The 23197-nt window shown below is 37.6% G+C and carries 22 protein-coding genes; 6 read left to right on the top strand and 16 right to left on the bottom strand.

All coding sequences use genetic code 11. The annotated features are described in order from the left end of the window. Positions 1-5: 5 nt before the first annotated feature. From I6F47_RS08155 to I6F47_RS08110, 10 genes are all read right to left on the bottom strand, one after another. Positions 6-743, bottom strand: coding sequence for a DUF1365 domain-containing protein (locus I6F47_RS08155; protein WP_197183665.1), 738 nt, complete (start codon positions 741-743; stop codon positions 6-8). Next, positions 736-1992, bottom strand: a complete 1257-nt coding sequence (locus I6F47_RS08150; protein ID WP_197183664.1) for an NAD(P)/FAD-dependent oxidoreductase — start codon at positions 1990-1992, stop codon at positions 736-738. The genes I6F47_RS08155 and I6F47_RS08150 overlap by 8 nt, the downstream gene beginning before the upstream one ends. After that, complete coding sequence (locus tag I6F47_RS08145) at positions 1989-2699, bottom strand: SDR family NAD(P)-dependent oxidoreductase (protein ID WP_024591087.1); 711 nt, start codon at positions 2697-2699, stop codon at positions 1989-1991. Before I6F47_RS08145 ends, I6F47_RS08150 begins: the two co-directional genes overlap by 4 nt. A gap of 2 nt (positions 2700-2701) precedes the next feature. Then, positions 2702-3130, bottom strand: a complete 429-nt coding sequence (locus I6F47_RS08140) for a nuclear transport factor 2 family protein (RefSeq protein WP_007580706.1) — start codon at positions 3128-3130, stop codon at positions 2702-2704. A 1-nt stretch (position 3131) separates the two neighbouring features. Further along, on the bottom strand, positions 3132-4526 hold the full coding sequence (gene phrB / locus I6F47_RS08135) for a deoxyribodipyrimidine photo-lyase (RefSeq protein WP_197183663.1): 1395 nt from the start codon (positions 4524-4526) through the stop codon (positions 3132-3134). After that, positions 4526-5479, bottom strand: coding sequence for a YbgA family protein (locus I6F47_RS08130; protein ID WP_165722968.1), 954 nt, complete (start codon positions 5477-5479; stop codon positions 4526-4528). Before I6F47_RS08130 ends, phrB begins: the two co-directional genes overlap by 1 nt. A gap of 8 nt (positions 5480-5487) precedes the next feature. After that, entirely contained in the window at positions 5488-6168 is a 681-nt protein-coding gene (locus I6F47_RS08125) for a ChrR family anti-sigma-E factor (protein WP_024591091.1), read from the bottom strand. Then, on the bottom strand, positions 6161-6784 hold the full coding sequence (locus I6F47_RS08120; RefSeq protein ID WP_010552978.1) for a sigma-70 family RNA polymerase sigma factor: 624 nt from the start codon (positions 6782-6784) through the stop codon (positions 6161-6163). Before I6F47_RS08120 ends, I6F47_RS08125 begins: the two co-directional genes overlap by 8 nt. A gap of 68 nt (positions 6785-6852) precedes the next feature. Then, positions 6853-7431 (bottom strand): LON peptidase substrate-binding domain-containing protein, encoded by a 579-nt coding sequence (locus I6F47_RS08115; protein ID WP_024591092.1) that lies wholly within the window; start codon positions 7429-7431, stop codon positions 6853-6855. A 235-nt stretch (positions 7432-7666) separates the two neighbouring features. Then, complete coding sequence (locus tag I6F47_RS08110; protein WP_165722969.1) at positions 7667-7939, bottom strand: hypothetical protein; 273 nt, start codon at positions 7937-7939, stop codon at positions 7667-7669. A gap of 298 nt (positions 7940-8237) precedes the next feature. On the opposite strand from I6F47_RS08110, the gene I6F47_RS08105 reads away from it, so the two are divergent. Next, complete coding sequence (locus tag I6F47_RS08105) at positions 8238-9929, top strand: alkaline phosphatase D family protein (RefSeq protein ID WP_197183662.1); 1692 nt, start codon at positions 8238-8240, stop codon at positions 9927-9929. A 59-nt stretch (positions 9930-9988) separates the two neighbouring features. On the opposite strand, the gene I6F47_RS08100 is transcribed toward I6F47_RS08105, so the two are convergent. From I6F47_RS08100 to I6F47_RS08090, 3 genes are all read right to left on the bottom strand, one after another. Further along, positions 9989-11473, bottom strand: a complete 1485-nt coding sequence (locus tag I6F47_RS08100) for a cellulase family glycosylhydrolase (protein ID WP_197183661.1) — start codon at positions 11471-11473, stop codon at positions 9989-9991. 387 nt (positions 11474-11860) lie between these two features. Further along, entirely contained in the window at positions 11861-12211 is a 351-nt protein-coding gene (locus I6F47_RS08095) for a hypothetical protein (RefSeq protein WP_101216961.1), read from the bottom strand. Positions 12212-12299: 88 nt separating this feature from the next. After that, a complete protein-coding gene (locus I6F47_RS08090) occupies positions 12300-14651 on the bottom strand; it encodes a TonB-dependent receptor (RefSeq protein WP_197183660.1) in 2352 nt (783 codons plus the stop codon). Between the two features lie 219 nt (positions 14652-14870). Between I6F47_RS08090 and trhA the strand changes: the two genes are divergently transcribed. Then, positions 14871-15500, top strand: coding sequence for a PAQR family membrane homeostasis protein TrhA (gene trhA, locus I6F47_RS08085; RefSeq protein WP_197183659.1), 630 nt, complete (start codon positions 14871-14873; stop codon positions 15498-15500). 133 nt (positions 15501-15633) lie between these two features. On the opposite strand, the gene I6F47_RS08080 is transcribed toward trhA, so the two are convergent. Next, entirely contained in the window at positions 15634-18147 is a 2514-nt protein-coding gene (locus tag I6F47_RS08080) for a metallophosphoesterase family protein (RefSeq protein WP_197183658.1), read from the bottom strand. Positions 18148-18448: 301 nt separating this feature from the next. Between I6F47_RS08080 and I6F47_RS08075 the strand changes: the two genes are divergently transcribed. The 4 genes from I6F47_RS08075 (at position 18449) to I6F47_RS08060 (ending at position 21663) form a co-directional block, all read left to right on the top strand. Then, positions 18449-19408, top strand: coding sequence for a hypothetical protein (locus I6F47_RS08075; RefSeq protein ID WP_197183657.1), 960 nt, complete (start codon positions 18449-18451; stop codon positions 19406-19408). Positions 19409-19692: 284 nt separating this feature from the next. Continuing rightward, positions 19693-20505, top strand: a complete 813-nt coding sequence (locus tag I6F47_RS08070) for a TIGR02391 family protein (RefSeq protein WP_197183656.1) — start codon at positions 19693-19695, stop codon at positions 20503-20505. Between the two features lie 85 nt (positions 20506-20590). Then, a complete protein-coding gene (locus I6F47_RS08065) occupies positions 20591-21079 on the top strand; it encodes a hypothetical protein (RefSeq protein ID WP_182752947.1) in 489 nt (162 codons plus the stop codon). Between the two features lie 107 nt (positions 21080-21186). Continuing rightward, positions 21187-21663 carry a hypothetical protein gene (locus tag I6F47_RS08060; RefSeq protein WP_197183655.1) on the top strand — a complete coding sequence of 159 codons (477 nt, stop codon included), beginning with the start codon at positions 21187-21189 and terminating at the stop codon, positions 21661-21663. A 230-nt stretch (positions 21664-21893) separates the two neighbouring features. Here the strand turns inward: I6F47_RS08060 and I6F47_RS08055 are convergent, their stop codons facing one another. Beyond that, positions 21894-22205, bottom strand: coding sequence for an MGMT family protein (locus tag I6F47_RS08055; protein WP_197183654.1), 312 nt, complete (start codon positions 22203-22205; stop codon positions 21894-21896). Further along, complete coding sequence (locus I6F47_RS08050; protein WP_197183653.1) at positions 22195-23091, bottom strand: LysR family transcriptional regulator; 897 nt, start codon at positions 23089-23091, stop codon at positions 22195-22197. Before I6F47_RS08050 ends, I6F47_RS08055 begins: the two co-directional genes overlap by 11 nt. Positions 23092-23197: the final 106 nt, after the last annotated feature.

Below are 23197 nucleotides of genomic sequence, written 5' to 3'. Positions count from 1 at the left end.
GTGCTTTATGGCTTACCTGAGTGACCTAAAAAAGGCACTCGCTTTATAAACAACTTTAATGCTTGATAATAAATACCTTTGAAAATAGACCATGTCATGGCCGGAAAACGTTTTAACAACTTATTAATCTCTTCGTTAGTGAGTTCTTTACGTTTCAAGCGAAGTGTTGCATCAAATAATAACTCTTCATTTTGCTTATTTTCAATGTGTATCAATGTTTTATCAGGCGATTGTTTAACATGCCAATGATAGTTCATATCTAGATTCATAAAAGGTGATACGGAAAAAACCTTCTTAAAGTTCACTTTTTTTTCTAAAGGGACTAAATAATAATGACGTTCGTTCCATGGTGTATTACTCACTTCAGCTATCATGTACTTAAAATGGGTGTCGTTGTGGCCAAAAAAGTAAAAATTAACAGGACTAAAATACACACCAAAACAACGAAGCTGCCCTAGCATGTAAATATGAGAAAAGGTTTCAGTAATACCTAAATTGGCAAGTTGATCATGCGCACGCTCAATAAGAGGTCGTTTAGCAAGTTGTGAAGTGTCTTTAAGATAATCAGCTTCATTAAATTTTAACGCCTTTAAGCCTGACGTACCTAGGTGTTTATGCACACCATTTAGCTGTTGAGGATTATTTAAATCTACCCACATCATATACAAAGGGTAACTGAAACGATGTTCTTTAACAGCAAAACGGCGATGTTTTACATCGCCTAAATACACTGCACTAGTCAAATTCGACCCCAAGTTGCTTGGCTACATCTACACCACTGTGTACGCCATCTTCATGGAAACCATTGTACCAATAAGCACCACAAAAATAACTATTGTTTTGTCCATCAATACTGTGTTTAAGTTTTTGAGCAGCAATTGACTCTTGGTTAAATACAGGGTGATGATAAGTAAACTCGCGCAAAATTTTACTTTGGCTTATTCCTTCAAGATGATTAAGCGTTACACAAAACTGTGTATCCGATTGTATACCTTGCAAAATATTCATTTGGTAGGTAACAACAGCTGCTTTATCAGTGTTGTTATTAAGTAGGTAGTTCCAACTTGCCCATGCCGCTTTTCTATCTGGTAAAAGGTTTGTATCGGTGTGCAGCACAACTGAATTCTCAGTGTAAGCTATTGCACCCAATACTGACTTTTCTTGCTCAGTTGCATCACCAAGTAGTGCAAGCGCCTGGTCTGAATGACAAGCAAATATTACTTTATCAAACTTACTTAATTCACCATTGGCAAACTCTATTGTTACTTCATCATTTTGACGCGTTACAGATTTAATATCTGTATTAAGTTTAATTTTATCAGCAAAACCTCTGATCAGTGGCTTAATATACTGACGAGAGCCACCTGGTACTACATACCACTGTGGTCTGTTTGTTACATCTAAAAGGCCATGATTAAAGAAGAACTTAACAAAAAATTCAACGCCTACATTTTCCATTTCTTTAATACTGGTAGACCAAATAGCCGCGCCCATCGGAAGGATATAATGGTATTTAAAAAAGTCATTAAAGTGATTGTCACTAAGCAGTTGCCCTAATGATTGATCAGATTGGTAATCATCTTTTTCATGTAGTGCTTTACACAGTTTGTTAAACCTAACAATGTCGTACAATAATCGCCAAAACTTAGGTCTAAAAATATTACGACGCTGTGCAAACAGGCTTGTAAACGTATGGCCATTGTATTCAAAGCCAGTGGCTTCGTTATGAACACTAAAGCTCATTTGCGTTGTTTGTTTATCTACACCAATACGCGATAGTAACTTTTCAAAGTATGGGTAAGTTCTGTCATTAAATACAATAAAGCCAGTATCTATTGCGTATTTTATGCCGCATACATCAATATCAACCGTTGCAGTGTGGCCACCTATATAATCATTTTTTTCAAATACGGTTACATCGTAATGTTTATGAAGCAAATGCCCACATGTTAAACCAGATACACCAGTTCCTATTATTGCTATTTTTTTCAACGGGCTAATCCTTTTGCGATTTTAAGCCAAATTGGGAGTGGTAAAATACGTAATGCTTTTAATATAAGCGTAAAACGGTACGGAAAGTGAACATCTTTTCGGCGCTTATGTATTCCCTTAATCATATAGTCTGCGGCTTTTTCAGCGGTAACGGCCATAGGCATCGGGAAATCATTTTTATTAGTAAGCGGAGTTTTCACAAAGCCAGGGTGAACTAAAGTCACATCAACATCATCTAAATCAACAGCTAAGCTTTTTGCTAAGTAACTTACACCCGCTTTTGATGCACCATAAGCTTCTGAACGAGGTAGCGCAAGATAGGTAACACTTGAGCTGACCAAAACAAGCTGACCACCTGAATTTATTTTAGGAAGTAGCGCCTCAAGGCAATACCCCATAGAGAGTAAATTTACGTTTATTACACGCTCAAACAATGCACTATCAAAGTTTCGTGCGTCATCTATATATTCACAGTTACCCGCGTTTAAAATAACACGGTCAAAATGAGGAAAGCCAATAGTAGACTCTTTAATGTCTTGTAGATTAGTTGCATCAAATTTACATGCTTGAATATTGTCGTATTTAGCAAGCTCAGCGAGCTTTTCACTATTACGGCCACAAGCGATAACAGTGTCTCCCAACTGCGCATATTTAATTGCTAACTGCTCACCAATACCAGAAGTAGCACCCGTTATAAGTGTGATCATAATTAACCTGCCCTTTTATCAATTAGCTTTATAACACTACCAAGTAAAGGAATATGTTTGTACAGCAACTCGCCCACATTAAAGTAGTCTCTGTGCTTGATAATTTTGCCATTTTCAAAAATAAGCTTGCTATGACCTTCTACCGAAATAGTTTTACCTGATGAAAGCTTTGGATGTGCATAGTGCATAGTCCAATAAATAAAAGCATTGTTGCCGCTATTAAACGAATCGCTAATATCAAACTGACAATGCTTAACATTGCTATATAAGTTAGCAAAGTACCTGCGCAATTCTACAATGCCATTAATTTCATGCATTGGGTCTATAAACTGTATGTTGTCACAGTAAATATCACTCAATAAATCAAGATTAGTGCTATCAAGCTGTTGGTATATTTCAACAAATTTATCTACTGGTAACTGGTTATCCATATCACACCTTAAATGCAGCAAGTGCACGTTCTCGTGCCGCTTTATGATCAACTATTGCTGGCCAGTAACATTCCTTATCTTTACCTATTGCGGCTAAATAAGTGTGTGGAAAATGAATGTGTTTATCTGGCACGTTTTCAAGCTCTGGCAAATACTTACGGATAAACTTGCCAGTTGGATCAAAGCGCTCGCTTTGTCTGATAGGGTTAAAAACTCTAAAGTAAGGCTGAGCATCACACCCGGTACTTGCAGCCCACTGCCAGCCACCATTATTTGAGGCTAAATCGCCATCAATTAGGTGCTGCATAAAAAAGCGCTCACCTTCGCGCCAGTCTATTAATAAATGCTTAGTTAAAAAGCTCGCAACAACCATACGTAAACGATTGTGCATCCAACCGGTTTGCTTTAGTTGTAGCATTGCAGCATCTACTAACGGGTAACCTGTACGCCCTTCACACCATGCTGTAAATTCATTTTCGCTTTTACGCCACACTACGGCGTTATACTTTTCGTTAAAGTTATCACCGCGCGAAAGCTTCGGAAATTCAGCAATTAAATGCCTGTAAAATTCGCGCCAAACAAGCTCGTTAATCCACGTAAACGTTTTACTTTTTGACGTAGTTAAAATATCAGGATAACGCTGCTGAATATTAATAAGCAGCTGTTTTGTGCTTACAATACCAAGTGCTAAATACGGGCTTAAACCTGATGTGCCTTTTACGCTGGGTATATCACGCTGATCATCGTAGCTTGTAAGTTTGTCACATATAAAGTTATCGACCACAGTAGAAAGTGTTTCGTCGTCAACCGGCCACTTATCTGAGCATCCATCACTTTTTAGTAAGTCGCTTTCATCAAATTTTATTGAATCAGAAGTTAAAGGCCATTGAGGCAAACTAAAGTGTGTATCTTGATACTGCTTTAACCATGCTCGCTTAAATGGAGTAAACACTTTATACATTTCATTACTTTGGTTTTTAACCGTTCCGACAGGTGCAATTAAATCACCTTCGTACAAAGTAAAAGCAATTGAAAGCTCATCGCATTCGTGCATAATTGCTTTATCGCGGTTTACTTCATTAAGCTCATATTCTGTATTAGCAATTACGTGTTTTACATCGTTTGATTTACAAAAATCAATAAGCTCACGCGTACAATCAGAAAAGCTAGGCGCTTCAATAACATGTAAAGTAATGCCGTAATCAGCAAGCTGAGATTGAAGATAAGTAACTCGGCGCTTGAGTAAGTCAATCTGAATGGGCGCAGTTTGGTGTTGTTGCCACTGTTTTCCAGACACAAAAAAAATGGCGTGTTTAGCGCCATTATTTAGCGCTTGAATTAACGCTTCGTTAGAAAAAAGGCGCAAATCGCGCCTAAACCAAAATAATGTATCCATTAAATACCAAATCGTAGTTTTAAATCGTGAGGGTAAGGGTTAAAAAACACTTGTTTTTCAAGGTACTCATTTGGGTGAACCTTCAAATGATGTTTTAACAAGGTAAGTGGTACATACAATGGCACCAATCCTTCGCGGTATTCATCTATCGCATCACGAAGTTCTTGTTTTTCAACCTTCGATAAATCATTTTTAAAGTAGCCTTGTAAATGCATTAGGGTGTTGCAATTATTTCTGCGAGAAGCTGGCTTTTTAAGACCCGTCATCAAACCTAGGATATATTCATCAGCAACTGCGTTTATATCGTCACCTACATAAGTCCCCAGCAGGTTACCCAAATCACGATAAGCTTGATAGTTATGAGCCATCAACAAGTACTTATACTGAGAGTGAAATTGAGTAAGCTTATGAACCGTAAGCGGCTCTTGTACTAATTTTTGCCAGTTTTTAAATACGTAAATTCTCATTACAAAGTTTTCACGTAAATGCATGTCGTTTAAACGTCCGTTTTCTTCACATGGCAATAATGGGTTGTGCTTCATTATTTGCTCAGCAAAAAAACCAACGCCTTCTGAGGTATTACCTGTTCCTGCTTCATTGTATATTTTAATGCGCTCCATGCCGCAACTTGGGCTTTTTGCACAAAATACAAATCCGCTTAATTCTTTAGCTTGTTCAGTTGCAACTTTTTTACCATATTCAGTAAGTTGTTGGCCTACTTCGCCGGTGCCATCTGGGCGGCATACTTTAATAGTATCGCCCACTTTAACCTGGCGAATAGTTGGACGAGGTATCGGTAAACCAACAGCTACTTCCGGACAAAACCGTGTGTATTCAACGTGTTTACCTAGCTCATCCATACAAAAATTTGACTTTTTATGTCCTGTGTCAAATCTAACTTTTTCGCCTGCTAAGCAGGCGCTTATACCTATTTTTATTATATCTGTATGCATATATTCTCTTAGTAAATCAAATTACCTATTGGATTTAGTAACTTGCTGAAGCCCTTATTAAAATGTAGCGCACTACTGACAACTGTAAAGCATAAACATCCATCTTTCGTTAAAGGTGTATGTTGATGACTACCATCTTGCCAAATAAAGTCGCCTGGTACGTAATTACCATCTTCATCACTAAACTCACCATCTAGTAGTAAAGTAACTTCAAATCCGGTATGTGTATGCTCAGGAATTTCGCCACCGGCATCAATATGTAGCAAGCTAGAACGCAGCGCACCATCATCAAGCGAAACGCGAGATCGTGCCAGTTTACCAACTTGTGTAAATTTGCTATGAGAAATACGTGTTAAAGCACGTGGAAGCTGATAGTTATGCTCATTCACTTTAATAGATACAGGCTCTACTTCGTAAACTTCATCAATAGAATCATCAGACATGATCATATCGAGAACATTTAGTTCAAATTCTTCAAGTAAATCAGATTTCTCAGTTTGAGGTTTCTCAAATTGAGCAGGCTCTTCACTAAATAATGCATTTGCATTACTTGCTTCAATTTTAGCTACTTTAGCTTGGCACACAGGGCACATGTCTACGTGAATAGAAACGGCTAAACTCAATGATGTAGCAAGTGATGCATCGCAATACTGTGTCAGTAAAGTTTCACTCGGGTGATGTTTAATCATGCTGATCTCCCATTTCATTACGTAATTTTTGCAAGGCCAAACGTAACCGTGATTTTACCGTGCCTACTGGAATATTAAGTTGATGTGCAAGTTGCTCTTGCGACATATCTTGAAAATAAACGCCTCTTACCACTTCGCGTTGAGCAATTGGTAATTTGTCTAAATAACGCTTAATTTGCTTATCTTCTAAATGATCACTGTATTCGTGATGCGTATCTTGTGAGTCGTTTAGTAACGGCCAAATATCTTCGCTTATATTTTCTTCTTTATTACTTTTCATTTTACGAAGCATATCGAACGAAGCGTTACGCATAACGGTATAAACCCACGTAGTCGCAGCGCCTTTTTCACTATGATACAAATGTGCTTTACGCCAAACAGACGTTAATGTTTCTTGCACAAGCTCCATGGCTTGGGCTTCAACACCAAACTGCTTAATTCCAAAGCGTTTAATTTTTGGCGCAAAGTATTCAAATAAATATGAAAACGCTTTTTTGTCGCGTGATTGCGCAACATCTATAAGCGCTTGCATGAGCTCTTTACTCGGCGTTTCTGGCATGGCAGTGTACTTACCTGTATTAGGTTCACAACGTGGTGACTGTTGTTGACTTACCATAATAATTTATCCCGTTATTGCTTTTGTATTAAGTAATACGGGCAATAATTAATTTAGGATCATAAAATTTAGGCAAATTCGTTATTAATCACAGTATGGAGGAAATTCAGTAAGTTATCAAAATTCGTTTCAAACGCAAGTTGCTGTTTTTTCTCAATAGAAACAGGTAGGAGTTCAAGCCAACGTGCTGCAATCCATGGAAGCTTGTCAAAATGAGTTTTCTTGTACAACAAATTAAGTTCCGGATTACCTTGAAACACGTTTTTAAGCGCATCGTGTAATAGGTAATGTTCACCAATTTGATTGTTAGAATCTTTGTACCAATACGGCGTATTACAAGGCGATACTAAGCCGTGACGTAATTCGTCTTCGTCTTGATAAACATCATTAATTTGCACATTTTGCGATGCAAATACATCAATTAATAATACATCGTTATCGTCTTGGTCAAAATCAATAATATCAACAAGGCAACCTTGCGCGCTTATATTAAAAGGCGTGTCATGCTCAAACGTACAAAGCACAAACCCTGTATTATTTTTTAATGCGGTTTTAACCATATTTAAGTAGCGAGGCTCAAATATGCGTAATCGCGTATAACCTTCAGGTAACATAAAAATGGGTAATGGAAAAATCGCACGTTTCATAAAGTCTACTTATTTCAAACACTCTGCCTTTATTTACGTGCGCTTTTGCTAAGTCGATCAGCTTTGTATGAATCGAATTAATTACCAGCTATATAATTGGCTAAAGATTAAACCAACCTCCCATAGCTTTAAACACTTGAACCGAGTAATAAGCGCTAATCATACTGACTACGGGTGCTAACATTAATGCAAATAATCCAAGTTCACTGCTCATCGTTTTAATCCTTTAAATAATTTATTTTACGTTTTTTATACTAGTGTCAGTATTTTTAAGCGTTGTGCTATCTGTTAAAACGGGCTCATCTAATAACCCCTCTAAAACAGTTTTAGCATCAAAATAAAGCGTTTCCTTTAGTGATTTTTCAAGCTCGATTGTGGTTTGCTTAACATAGCTTGCTACACTTTGAGTTAATATATCAGTTACATCTAGGTCCACTTCTACTGCATGTACTTGCGCAGAACCTAATACTAATAAACTTGCCATAGCGATTTTAATTGAATGTTTCATAATGGTATTCCTTGTTTGTGTATTGTTTAGACGTAGTTATATACTCAAGGGTTGTGCCAACATAAAAATAAATCTTAACCAATTGTAATTAAAAAACTTTACACGCATTACTTTAATTTAAAAAATTCATCTCTCGTTAATTTAACCATTTAATTTAATTTTTTGACTACTTTTTAGTTAATAAATAAAAGGATTTAAAGGTATTAATACCGTCACACTAAATACATTTAGCGTTTATAAAAACGTCATATCTACCCGCTAAAGTGCACACCACTATAAATAATTCAAAAAGTGCAGTATGACTCTTTCATCACGTCGAAATTTTTTAAAAACCTCAGCAGCAAGCATATTTACCGTCGCAGTATCGAGTGCCATTACAGGTTGTGCTCAAACATTAATAAACAAACCTCTATCGGCTATTGAATTTAAACACGGTGTAGCAAGTGGCGATCCGCTTAGTCATGCTTTAATAATTTGGACACGTGCAACCACTGCTCAATCAAATTTTGAAGTTACTGTTGCTTGGGAACTGGCAAGTGACTCTCAATTTAAAAACATTATTCGTAGCGGGCGCGAACAAACAGATAAAAGCCGAGACTTTACAATAAAAATAGACGTACAAGAACTTGCTCCAAACACAGAGTACTTTTATCGTTTTATAGGTTTGCAAACACAAAGCCCTATTGGCCGGGCTAAAACACTACCAATAAACAATGTTGAACAAATAAAAATGGCTGTTGTTTCGTGCTCAAACTACCCTGCTGGGTACTTTAATGCCTACACAGATGCCGCTAAGCAAAAAGATTTAGATGTAGTACTGCATTTGGGAGATTACATTTACGAATACCCAATGGGCGGATACGCTACCGAAAATGCTGAAAAAATTGGCCGCCAATTAGCAGCCGATAACAGCGGTGAAATTATTACCCTTAGCGACTATCGTAAACGCTATGCTATTTACAGAACAGACCAAGGCTTACAAGCACTTCACGCTGCAGCGCCTTTTATCGCAATATGGGATGATCACGAAGTTACTAACGATACCTATAAAAGTGGTGCTGAAAATCATACCCCAGATGAAGGTGACTTTTTTAAGCGTCGCGCAGCAGCTATTCAAGCCTATTACGAATGGCTGCCAATTAGACCGCCTATGGGCGAACAAAGCCCGCAAATATATCGCACCTTCGATTTTGGTAATTTAATAAGCTTGCACATGCTAGATACGCGCGTAATAGCACGCGATAAACAACTCGCTTACAGCGACTATAAAAACCCCGAGACCAAGCAAATGGATGTTGCGCGCTTTGCCAGTGATTTAAATAATCCAAAAAGGCAGTTACTAGGTAACACACAACTAAACTGGCTTACGAGTGCAATAACTAAATCAAATGCAAAGTGGCAAATATTAGGCCAGCAAGTATTGATGACTAAAATGTGGCTACCAACTGAAATATTCTCGCAATCCGATCGCACTAAAATACCGCAGGTGTTAAAAGAGCTTGTTGCCATTAAAAAAGCCGTGTTAGCAAATAAAGCGGTAACACCCGCGCAACTCGCACGCGTAAATACTTTAATGCCTTACAATTTAGATGCGTGGGATGGTTATCCAAGCGAGCGCGAAGCATTATACAAAAGCGTTACTGCATTAAATAAAAAGTTAGTAGTGGTTGCAGGTGATACGCACAATGCGTGGCATGGCACATTAAAAAATGCAAAAGGCGAAAGCGTAGGAGTAGAGCTTGCAACACCTGGTGTTACATCCCCGGGTATGGAGCATTATTTAGCGCTTAATACAGCACAAGCAAAGCAGATGGCTGACTCGCTTTCATTGCTAATAAACGACTTAAACTATTGTGACTTATCACACCGTGGATATATGTTACTGACGATTACTAAAGAGCAAATCACAACCGATTGGCGCTATATAGATAACATAAACTCCCCAAGCTATAACATAGTTAACCAGCATCAAAGTGTTTATAAAGGCTAATACTTTTAGAAAGAAGGTAAATGTATTATTTACCTTCTTGTATATTTTATAAAACGTGCTTAATTACAAGTATAAAGAAGCGTCCACGAAGCATCACTTCCTGGAAGGCTATTTGTATACCAATTTGCGCTGTATGCATTGCCTTGATATTGCATTTTATCGTCGGTGTTATTGTGAGTAAACGGGCCACCTGAGTAATCTTTGTTCACCCAATTAGGGTATGTATTAATGCCATTACAATCGGTTGAACTTACAACACTGCATCCATTTGTATCAACACTTGTACCAGCGGGTGTATCTGGGCACTGATCAATATCATCATTCACACCATCGTTATCCGCATCGCTTTGTGGCTCAACTACTTCAACAACACAACCTATATTATTAACAGTTTCACCTGCAGGTGTATTAGGGCATTGATCAACACTATCGCTAATACCATCACCATCACTGTCAGTTACTGCACAACCAATACTATCAACCGTTGTACCTGCGGGAGTATTATTGCACTGATCAAGGCTGTTACTTACACCATCCCCGTCGCTATCTAAATCAACATTGCTACTACCACCACCCCAACCTTGAATGATCTCTTTAACTTTAGTGCCTGACGCGGTTAGTGAATTCCAACTACCGCCTGGAGTAAATAACGATGCACCTTCGTTTTTATCGTTTAAAGCCCAGTTAGCGTGACTAATATTGTTTGTTTTAAAAAATGCCATCCATGCATCGGTTTCATTGATATTAACACCACCATTGCCATCAGCATTGACTGTTCCCCACTCTGTGGCGAATAGTGCAATGCCGTTATCGAGTGCTGTTTGTGCTTTATTTCGATACGATTGACCATGCGTGCCAGCATAAAAATGCAGAGTGTAAGCAATATTGGCACGATCAATTGGGTTTTGTGATGCCACATCAACATCTTGCGACCACGTAGGCGTTCCAACCACAATTAAGTTATCAGGATCGATTGCTCTAATTTTATCAATAACTGTTTCTGCGTAAGGCTTAATATCGTTAACCCACGAGATTTGTAACGGCTCGTTATAAATTTCATAAATAACATTGTCGTACTGCCCATATTTGGTAGCTACGTCTTCAAAAAAGCGAACTGCAGTTGCTTGATCGGTATGTGCTTCATGGCTATGAAAATCAATAATAACGTACATATCCTCAACAATAGCTGCGTTTACAACAGTATCAAGACGGCTCATATTGCCCTCCCAATCAAAGTTCAAACTACCACCAGTACTCTTACCATGACCAATAGCTGCACGAATTAATGTTGCATTAAATTCAGTTTTTGCCTTTGCTACTGTTTCTGCTGTATAAAATTTTTCAGCGCCCCACCCCGTGTTACTCCAAAATAGGCTAGGTCCTGCAAAGCTTGTGTTTTCTCCGCCCGCAAGAATTTGATTCCCACTCACCGTTAACTTCTCAACAGCGGCATTGGCCATTGTTGAGCATCCTAATAATAAAGCTAACGATAAGCTCGCCACTTTAAAATCCTTTCTTTTGTGATTATTTGAACTGTTATTCATCGTATTTCCTTAAATTGAAATTATCAGTCGTCATTGCTTGACGTAATAAATTGATAGCAAACCAATACTTAATAGCTAAACAAAGTTAATTTGGCGAGCAGAAAGTATCATTTATTTATTAACATTAAATGAATAAAAAGGTACAAGGAGAAGGATTTCAATTAACTAAATATCAACAAGTGAGCGATTTAACGAGGTTTGAGGATTTTACTGGGTATATACAGGCATTTACACGATATTTACATGGTGCTGGCAAAAAATCTCGGTTACAAAAAATATGTATAAAAATGAAAAGGCGGTAATAATAATTATTACCGCCATCAATAATAGCTAAATATCAGGGTGAAATATTAATAAGCCAACCAAACCGAGTTCTGATTAAGTGGCTTATTTTTTAGTGGGTAGCGCTTTTCTGCCCAAACGGTATGCATCCATCATGCTCAGCACCCAAATTATAATCATTAAAGGTAAATACTTATATTCAGCGAGTTTAGCGCAGGCGTCAGAAGGTTGTTGCGCGGCTTTTAAAATGGCCGTAACCGACATGGGGATTTTTCCGTGTACAATTTCATTTGCAGTACACTGTGCAATCGCAAATATATCTTGAAGGGTTAAAATTAAAAGAACAGAAAATACACCCGCAAAAATAGCGCCTATAAGGTGTTTTTTTAAAGAAAAATGCCCCGCTCCAGGATAAACAATGGCGGTAAGTAAAGCAGCTTTTAGATCTTGTTTCATTTTTACCTAATATAAATTCACTTTAACGTGATCACATAAAAAAGCCACTTTGCAGTGGCTCAATTAAAATATCAAGTAGTTAAATGTATTATTGTCCACCAAACCCGAGAGTTAACTCAATACCAACAAAGCGAGGTGCTCCTGCAACAAATGTTGGGTTGCCAAATCCCCCTCCAGTATTACCTGCATCAACTAAATACTCTTTATCTAATAAGTTACTAGCAAATACACTAACAGCCCAGTCATCACCATTTGCGATACCTAAGCGCGCACTGACTAATCCAAGCCCAGGTTGGCTAATATCTAAGCCTGATATTGGCGCATTTGCTGGCTCAAAAAACACTTCAGAGCGGTAGCTATATATTAAAGAGCTCGTTAAATTAAGTGAGTTCGACAATTCTGTTGAATAAAACAGCCCCGTACTAAACGTCCACTCTGGTTGTAGTCTAAATTTATTGCCTGCGAGGTTACCGTTATTACTATCATCATCTATTTCAGCATCAAGGTAAGCCGCATTGGCAAAAACCTCAAACTCATTATTAATTAACGCCCTTACCTCAGCCTCTGCGCCAACATTAGTGGCAGAGCCCGCATCAGCAGAAAACGCAACGCCTTCATCATCCTGTAACGTAACCTGAAAGTTAGAATAATCTTGATAAAATACAGCTACAGAGTAATCTAAACGCCCGTCAAGCGCTTTGCCTTTAATACCGGTTTCGTAGTTCCAAATAATTTCCGCTGGGACTTCTGATATAGAGGCTTCGACATTTCCTTGTTCGTTGTTAGCCGAACTCACTTCTAGTACTTCCGAACGACGCCCTTTTGAAATAGTCGCATACATATTTGTAGTAGGGTTTATTATATAAAGCGCATTAAAACGTGGCAGCCAATCATCATAATCAGCATCGCCATAAAATGTTTCACCATTTGTATCAACCGTAAACAATGGCGCTTGTGTTAAAACACTATTGGGTGCAGCAGAGCTATAGCCACTGCGCTTTTCTTCTTTTATATAACGAAGTCCCACTGTTAACTCTAATGCTTCAGTAGTAGCATAAGTTACATCAGCAAACGCTGAGTACGCTTTGTTTTCACCATAGTTTGTAAACTCTAGTGAATATGGCAACTCGTTTACTACACCACCTGTTAATGCTGGCGTTAAAATATTAACGCTACCATCATTATTAATACAAGGAACACCAGAACCCAATACGCCTAAGCAATTTAAAAATATAGACTCCTCTGTACTAAATGGAATACGCTGGCTACCATCTTCTTCAAAGTAACTCACACCAAAAATACTAGTGAACTTATTCTGCGTATAAACAGCGCGTAATTCTTGGCTAAATTGATCGCCCTCAGCAGCTTCTGCAAATTCTAAAAACCATGCTTGCGTACCATCAGCATCAAACACTTCTAAAGAATCAAAATTACGCCCTGCAGTAATTGAGGTGATTGTTAAATCGTTACTTACATCCCAATTTACAGTCAAATTTAAATCGTTAACTGTGCGCTCCACACCTAAGTCTTTTTTTCCAAACACAGACTCTGCATACGGACTACCTGGCATTTCAACAAAGCTATATGGACTTGTATCACCACCGGTTGGCGCATAAAGCCCATTTTTAAAAGATGTACCCGAGTCATCATTTTTTTCATACGTATACACCAAATCAATCGTTACATCGTCACTAGGTGTAATACGTAAAGACGGACGATAAGAAAAACGCTCAATAGCATGCATATCATCTTGCTTAAACCCAGCCGGATTTTGGGAGTTACTATTTCCTGCAATATTTTTTATAAACCCGTCACGTTCACGATAAGTAAAAGCAACACGGCCTTGCAATAAATCATTGCCACCCGTTACAAAGCCACTAGCACCTTTGGCCGAGTAATTACCAACGGATGCTTTTAATTGAGCCGAAAAATCTTTTTCTGGTTTACGTGTTGCTACACTAATAGCACCTACAGAAGCTGCTGTTCCAAACAGTGTTGCTTGTGGTCCCTTAACAACTTCAATCCCTTCTACATCAAAAAGCTCAAAGTATGAGCCACGAGAGCGTGATACATCTGCTCCGTTATAATAAATAGACACACGAGGGGATGATTGAGACGACCCACTATCAGACGTAATACCACGAATTACAAAGCCCGGGTTGTTAGGGCTTTGCTCTTGAATAACAAGCCCTGGTGTTATTTCAGATAAAGTGTCGAGTTCGCCAATACCTAAGCTTTCTAAAAAGTCGCCATCGTAGGCGCTTATTGTTACGGGCACATCTTGTATTGATTGCGCACGCTTTTGAGCAACAACCACTATTTCATCAAGTTCTTTATTTATGGTTTGATCTGCAAAACTATTTGTTGATGTAACGCAAATCATCGCCACAGACAATTTAGTAAGTTTAAGAAAAGGCCGTGTTGTTAATTTATTTTTCATGTTTTTCACTGTTCGTCCGGTTAATTGTTTTTAGGAATTACCAGCAATCTAACGAACTATTACGACTTTTTTACGTCTTATTAATTACGCATTGGTTAAATTGATGTTTCAACTTTATGAAAAACAATAAATTATTGTATTCATATAAAAATTATAATATTGAAAAACTCAGCGTACACTTGTACACTAAAATTCATTCAAATAGTGGTAGGATCTGTTATGTCGTTAGAAGCGCCCTATTCTAAAAAAGAAGAACAACTAAACGTAATTAGTCATGCACTTGGTATTGTATTTGCCGCATTTGTTATGTGGGATTTATTTAGCCAAGCCACCAGCACTAACGCGTATATTAGTACTGCAATTTATGGCAGTAGCCTATTTGTACTGTTTTTGTCATCCACTTTGTACCACGCCAGTATTCAACCGCGCTTAAGAGCCTTTTATAAAAAGTGCGATCACTGCGCCATATACTTATTAATTGCCGGCACCTACACCCCCTTTTTATTAATCTCATTAACCGGTGCTTGGTCATGGGCAACACTTACATTTATATGGACTGTGGCACTGGCGGGCGTTGCGTACAAAGTATTTGTAAAAAACGGTAATAAAAAAATATCACTCGCCACCTACTTACTCATGGGTTGGTTTGCACTGGCTATTGTATATCCGCTCTACTCTAGTGTTGATGTAAAAGCACTTTACTGGCTACTTGCCGGCGGTATTTTTTATAGTTTAGGCACTTTTTTTTACAGCGCTAAAAGCACCCAATTTAGCCACGCTATTTGGCACTTATTTGTTATTGCTGGGTGTGTTTGCCATTATATTTCAATTAGCAATTACGTTTATTGATAACGACTTAAAGTGCACAACAAGCAGCACATCGAAATATTTAGAGGATCACATATGTAAAATCGATATAAAGTCAGGCTCTATATCGATTTAAAATACACTAAATTATATAAATTCAAAAATAATGAGGTCTTTACCCAGCATTATCAACTTTTAAAACCAAAGCAAATCGACCGTCTTTATGTGTAAAACCCCAAACAGAGTTATTGTTATAATTATAACCCCACAAATAAGTCCCACAACTGCTGCTTACATCACTTGGCGCACTACCAGCACCCGATTGAAACATAACGCTAAAGTCATCCGAGTAAGAGGTAGCAGTAAAGCAGTTTTCATCTAAAAACGCGTCCCAAACACCCGTTTCTTCATTGTATCGACCAATAGTTAAAGTTGATAAATCAACGCCTTCGGGAGCTGTTATTGCAATCGCCATTGCATCAGCGTCATCTTCAGCGGTGATCACACCATCTCGAATAACATTTGTTGGATTATCGGTTTCCACTGCATCTTTATCAAAAAACAACTCTGAAGGAGAGCTGGTTTGCACAAATCCGTTTGTGTTTTTATATGAGCCATCTTGGTTTAAATTACCATTAATGTACAAAATATCAGATACAGTTGTAGCATCCTCGTCAGTAAACCAGCTCAATGACAATAATTCATTCATTGCTTGCTCTTCTCGAGGAATACTATAAGCATCAGCAAAGATTGTATATTCACCTTTACCTGTACCTAAGTTATCTTGATAGTTTGCATCAACGCCCACCTGCTTTTTATCTTGGGTATCGGTAGTTAACACTTCAACACTGTTATACGTTAAATTAAAACCATCTAAAATAGCCGCTTGCGTACCAATATAACCGGCTTCATCAGGTGTTTTTGTTGTTGCCCAATAAGATTCGTAAGGAGAAACAACACGCTGTAGCGCATCACTCGTATAGCTTGCACTATCACCTACATTCCATTCAATAGGGATAATTTCTTCAATGGTTTTACCTGCTGAATCAACATCATATTGCACCCAAGCATTTTGAGGTTCATCCCAGTATGTACCCATGTTCATATCTGCTTCTGAGAAATTAACCGGTGCATAATAGTTTTTAAACGTAATTTGACGACCATTAACTTCAACAATCACAAATGAAATTTTGTTTGATTTTTCATACTTAGTTAAATCTTTAGTGTACTGACTATTTGTTCCTTCGTAGTCACCTACTTGAGCAAAATTATCCTGCGCTAAACCCGTTTCATATTTATCATGAATACCATAACGATTGTTATACGCTTTCCAAGATGCATTACCGGCAACAATTTGCGTAAAGCCAACGGATGGATTCGAATTATCTGGATGAATTAAGCTACGAGAGTATTGATGATCGTGCCCAGCAATATAGTTAACTTTATATTCACTCAATAAATTAAGGACGTTATCCATTAAGCCAGGTGAAGACTCATCTTGCAGCTGTAAATAACCTAATTGACCAGTATCAAGCCCTAATATACCTGGCTCAGTTTCATCCTCATCTCCACTTGTTCCATCGCTTTTTAACGAACTAATATAGTCAAAATATTCATCATAATCATAAACAGACGGACGCTTTTTGGTTGATAAAGCTTCATGACCAAACATAACGATATGATCAACCGTAGTCCCTTTTGTTTCTAAAACATTTTTTAACCAATCATAAATAAGAAGCCAAGTACCTTCATAGTTAACAGACACTAAATCACTGGCATAAAAGTCTATAGCAATAAATAGGGTATTGTTTTGAACGGTATAGTACATAAGATCTTCAATACCTTCGTAACCCACTATTTCGCCGCTTTCTAACCCTTTGCTTAATAGTTTTCCTGGGTATTGTTGATACAAATTGTACCCTTGATCGAATTCCTGTGAATCTGCATCGGTATATGCATCAATATCATTATCCATATTATTAACAGAGCGATTGTCTGTCGTATCCACTGAAGTAGTAAACCAACTTAGCCAATCATAACCATCTACAATTTCGTGATTACCACGCACAGGTAAAACAGTCATTCCGGCTTCAGTTAAAGGCGTGCCAACCTTATTCATCCATTCAACATATTCATTTTCTGTGCGTACATCGGTCATATCACCTACTGCGAGTACAACTGAAACCCCCTCTTCTTTTATCTTAGAAACAATAGGGTCAACTAATAAAGCGGGAAGGTGTTTAAAATCATAAGGCGTATCTGAACGTTCGCTACTTGCAATTTCGACCGGCACGCCGCCAGCAGTAAGCGGATCTCCATTTTCATCAACAAAAATAGCATTATAAGGGTCAGATACGTCAATCTTCCAACCTTCACCATCAAAAATATCATCATTATTAACGTCATAACCAATATCGACAGATAACGTTATACCATCGTAGGTATGTGTAATTGTTTGTTTATAATCATCATCATCTCGACCTTGAGTATCGGGTATAACCGCAAAGCGCCAAACATTATCACTATTATTTTCTGCAAGTTTATTAGCTCCTTGCGTCACCGTTGTAGTTTCTGTACTTTCATTTACAACTTGCTCAGTACTTTCTGTTGTATCTGAGTTATCAGAACCACACGCAAAAAGAGCATTTGAAATAACAACTATTAGAGCGGTTTTGGTTAAAGCCTTCATTAGGGTATTTACCTATTATTTAATTATAATTTTATGGCAACTTAGCTTCACAGCTGCCAAATAGAAATAAAGTAAATAAGGTACAGGGGAAATATTACAATTTTATAGAAATTAACGTGATATAGACCTGAAATGAAAATTATTAATTTGGGGACAATAAGGAATACGCAAACAAATTAAACAACAATTAAGCAAGACAACCACACCAAAATTTAGGATAGGTGTCATTGTTAATTCACCACTCATAATAACTAAGTGTTAGGATGGACAAATTGTAATTTTAAAAAATCATGGATGATCAATGTATAATTTAAAACTAGTAACTCTTTTCTTTGTTTTAACTTTAGTTTCATTTCAACTTTTAGCTGAACAACAACTACCCACTAAATTTGATAATAACCGCATCTTTCTTACTCCAGAACTGAAAGATGGTCAAAAGCTAAAGTTCTTTACAGATACAGGTGGCGGTTGGAATGCTATATCGAAAGAACTTCATCAACAATATAAATGGCCTACAATTAAAAAAGTAGATGAAGATAATGTGCATACACTGTCAAGTATGCCGGACTTTCAAGCTGGCTCAGAAATTCCTATTGGTGGTTTGCAAAACTTTATGGAAGGCTATTTATTTATAGTCCCTAAGGATGAACTATCAATTGAGGAAGACTTTGATGGTTTTTTAGGTGGCCGATGGCACGCAGAAAAAATTATTAAAATTGACTATTTAAGTAAATCCATGTCGATCCTGCAATCTTTAGATGAAATAAACTTATACAAATTCAAAAAGATAAAACTAGGTTTTCAAAAAGACTCGCAACAAAAATACACCACCGCATTTCCTAGAATCGAAATAAAAGTTCAAGGAATAGAATACCAAATGCTTTTAGATACTGGTGCAACATCAATATTAACCGATGCAGCGGCAAAGCATATACAAGGTACATCAAAGGTAGTAGGTACTTCTTTTATTTCAGCTAGTATTTTTGAAAATTGGAAAACTCAAAATCCAAGTTGGGCTGTTATTGAAAAGGCGGAGTCTAATACTGGAGAATCAATGATAAAGGTCCCTAAAGTTATGATTGCCGAGCAAGTTACAGGGCCGGTTTGGTTTACACGGAGGACAGATAATAACTTCCACAAATTCATGTCATCAATGATGGATAAAAAAATAGATGGAGCTTTAGGTGGTTCGGCTCTTCAATATTTTGAATTGGTAATTGATTATATAGACGAGTCTGCATATTTAAAGAGTGAATTCTGAACAATCAACTTCTCAGCTGGCACGTACCCATTATGTCGGCTTCGAATGCTTGAACTCACACCGAACAACGGATACTCAGAATCAATTGGGATTAGCTAAGCGATACTAAGAGAAAGTTTTCCCCTTTTTTACATAGTAAAATAACCTTTCCTAAGCATAATATTTATTAATGGCAATAACTTACACTATTTGCTATTAATAGAAACTCATAAAATAAGGACGTTTTCGCGCTAGAATAGGGAAAGTGTCCACTGATAAAGCTGTTAGCACGTATGGAGTCATCTATGTCGAAAATTGATCCGTTCAGCCCTCAAACTCTTGAAGCGGTATGTCGAGTTATAGCGGATACTGAGCGTGGACTTACAAGTTCAGAAATTGGTTATCTAATTCAAGATTGTAAATTAAACGATGTATCTCCAACCATGACTAAATGGAAGAGGTTATTTAACACTCTCGTAGAAGCGCAAAATAATTATCAAGTTGGTAATCACTTGATAATGTTTATTAACCGCGCAATGGACCCTGTAAGCTATGCAAGAAACAAAGATACTTTTGAGTGGCGTCGCTCAGAATTAAATGTGGTTTTGTCGTTCTCAGGTTATAGCGTAAGAGAAGATGGAAAAACAATACGAGCACAAGCAGAAACTACTCTTAAAGGTGCAAGGGCAAGAGCTGGTGCACTGAGAAGTACGCTAGAAGATCGAGGCGCTCATATTGAAATATTCAACTATTGCAAAGCTGAGTTATTAGAAGAAAATTATTTTCATGCAGTACTTGAAGCCATCAAGGGAGTTGCACAACGTATCAGAGATATGGCAAGTTTACCTACTGATGGTGCCGTTCTTGTTAATACTGCATTTTCAGTTAACAAACCAATATTAGCAATTAATTCACTTTCTACTGAAACAGAGATCAGTGAGCAGAAAGGCTTTAGCAATATTTTAGTCGGGCTATTTGGTGCAGTACGAAATCCAGTTGCTCATTCGCCGAAAACAACATGGCCAATGACTGAGCAGGATGCTCTGGATATTTTTGCACTTATGTCATTTGTGCACAGGAGATTAGACAACACTAATAAAGTCCCTGTGATCGCATAAAACGTGCTAACGAGCGCATTAAATCTGACATCACGTTTTTCCTAAAATAGAATGACTCAGCGTATGCCTAAAAAGGAGTAGAACAGTGTTAAAGAAAATAGTATCCCTGTTTCAGAGCAAGCCAAAGGAAAATACACAGAATCCAAAGCTAGAAGTTGAAGGCGTAGAAGCTTACTTCAACAAAGAACTTAATGCCTGTGAGCTAATATCAAAAGATAAATATTCTATAGTAATGCAACACCTGCTACATGAAAGTAAGCTTAAAGTCGAAGATATATCTCGAATATTTGGAGCTCCTAGAGAGCAGGCTCAAAAAATCAATGCTGCTATTAATGTAATCTACTGTAAGGCAACGATAACCAGAGCGTGGGATGACAATCTATACAAATGCATTAATGCAGAGGTTAAAAAGTTTTCTTTGTCTAGTGCGATAACAAACGAAGATTGCGAATGGTGTAAATCAATACTTGGTAAAGAGTTGGAGTTAGATAGTACTACTAAGGCTATGTTCGAGAAAAATTGTCAATGCAAACCATACAGAAAATCATTTATACAGCCCAAAATAGAATTCTAAAGGGAATAACAAGTCTCCACTTCGTTTTTGTGCGATAAATATTCACACAAAAACAAGGCTTTGGTATTGGTTGCGCGTTTGTGGTGATAGCAGTTTCATGAGGATTAATGTTGAAAACTATTCAAGAAAAATTGAAAGAACCTTTAAATGAAAGCACTAGATTATCTCGAAAATATCTCATGCTTAGCTCTTTCGTAGGGGTTCTAGTAGGAAACGTCGGTTTAATCCCTGATAAAATTACAGCATTCGGTATTAGCTTTACTTCTTCAAACCAAGCAGCACTGATAACCTTATTATGTGCTGTGGTAATTTACTTCCTAGTAAACTTTTTAACTTTTATTTATTCAGAAAGAATAACTTATAAATTTAGTGAAATTTCTGAAATTATAGAATCTGAAAAAAAGAGGTCAGAGGAAGGCCTTTTAAATCATATTTTTATGCAAGATATTGAAGTTAAAGTAGATCGTGCAGTACTTAAAGTAAAATCAGTAATTAGAATTCGGATGTTAATTGAAGTATTTATTCCAGTGGTTTTTTCAATGTATGCTTTATTTTCTTTAATGTTAAAACTGGCAACTGTTTAAGAAAGGTTCTCACGAGGTTCGATTTTAATTTAGTGTTTACGACATAATGGTATTATTTCACTGTGACGTTACTCACTAATTAACTAGCCGTTAGCAATGTCTGCTGTTGGCACTCTCCAGCCACTCGACAACATAAAACGTTGATAATAATTGGCAAGGTATTTTACTGTGTCGGATGGCGCTTCGCTTATCCGACCTACACTAGCACTTACCTGCCAATAATAGTCATATCACTCCCATCGGCACTCGCGCATATTCACTTTGTCGTTTTTAAATAGCACACCTTCTGATAGTAGCTTTTCGCGCTGTTCTTGGTATTTTTTGCTACCTGCAGGGAATGATATTTTACCTTGGCTATTCACTACCCTGTGCCAAGGTATAACCGAGTCGTTTGGCATCATTTTTAATAAGCGCCCCACCAATCGTGAATTTTGCGGGTAGCCCGCAAGAGCTGCAACTTGCCCGTAACTTGCTACTTTGCCTATTGGTATACCTGCGATAACAGTATAAATAAGTGTTTCTTTATCAATATCAGCGTTCATTTAAATACGCCTCACTAAGTACTTTAAATTGCTCCCAAATAGTACGCGCTACAGGGCCGTGGTGCATTGCATGTTGTCTAAAGGCTCTAATTTGCGCGCTAAATTTATGCTCTCGGTCAGTTATGTGTATTTCTTGAAGTAAGCCTGCTTTTATTTCAGGGTCGCAGTGCTCTAGGCTCATCATTGCCCAACCCGCGCCAGAGAGTAAAAACGATTTTAGGGTCGATACATCATCAATTTTCATCATGGCGGAGCCTTTTGAGTACGATAGCCTGTCGCTGTCGATACTCAAGTCACTTTCAAACATGGCTAAACACGGATACGTTTGCAGTTCGCTATAGGTGAGTTTTTGAGGGAGTACGCCTTTAGCGCTCACAATACCAATATCGAGCCTGCCTATGGGTACGCTTTCTAAATCGCCTGTCGCATGAAATAAATCAAACCACGGGCCAATACCTAATTCGGCTTGCCCACTGTTTACTTGCTCTAATGAAATAAAGCGCTTCCCGCTTGTTAAGCTAAACTCTGTGCTGGTAAATAACCTAAAAGTATTACTTATGATCTCGTTGTAACTCTGCATATGACAAAGTTGCTCGTAACAAACTCTAAATTGGGGTTCATTACCTAATGCCAATTCTTTAGCGAGCTGTGCTAGCTCGTTGTTGGCATGCAGTAGTTGCTGCGCTTCGCGGTGAAAAACACGCCCTTTTTCAGTAAGCTGCAATCGGTACTTACTTCTGTCTAGTAACTCAAACCCTATTTTGGCTTCTAAGTTTTTAATTGCGAGTGTAAGCGCGGGCTGCGTTTTATGTAGCTTTAGTGCTGCTCCGCTTAAGCTTGCGCTTTGCACTATGGCATCTAAAATTATTAATTGATTCAGCTTCATATACCGCTCTGCAACATTATAAGTAAAACTTATTGAGTTTCTAAAATTTAATGATTTTTATTTTATATGTTTGCAGCGTATGCTGCACTTAATTATTTTGCCATCA

The sequence above is a fragment of the Pseudoalteromonas sp. NZS37 genome (genome assembly GCF_015864265.1).
Taxonomy (GTDB): domain Bacteria; phylum Pseudomonadota; class Gammaproteobacteria; order Enterobacterales; family Alteromonadaceae; genus Pseudoalteromonas; species Pseudoalteromonas arctica.
The sequence above is the reverse complement of the archived record's forward strand: the minus strand, read 5'-3'. Positions and strand labels throughout refer to the sequence as shown.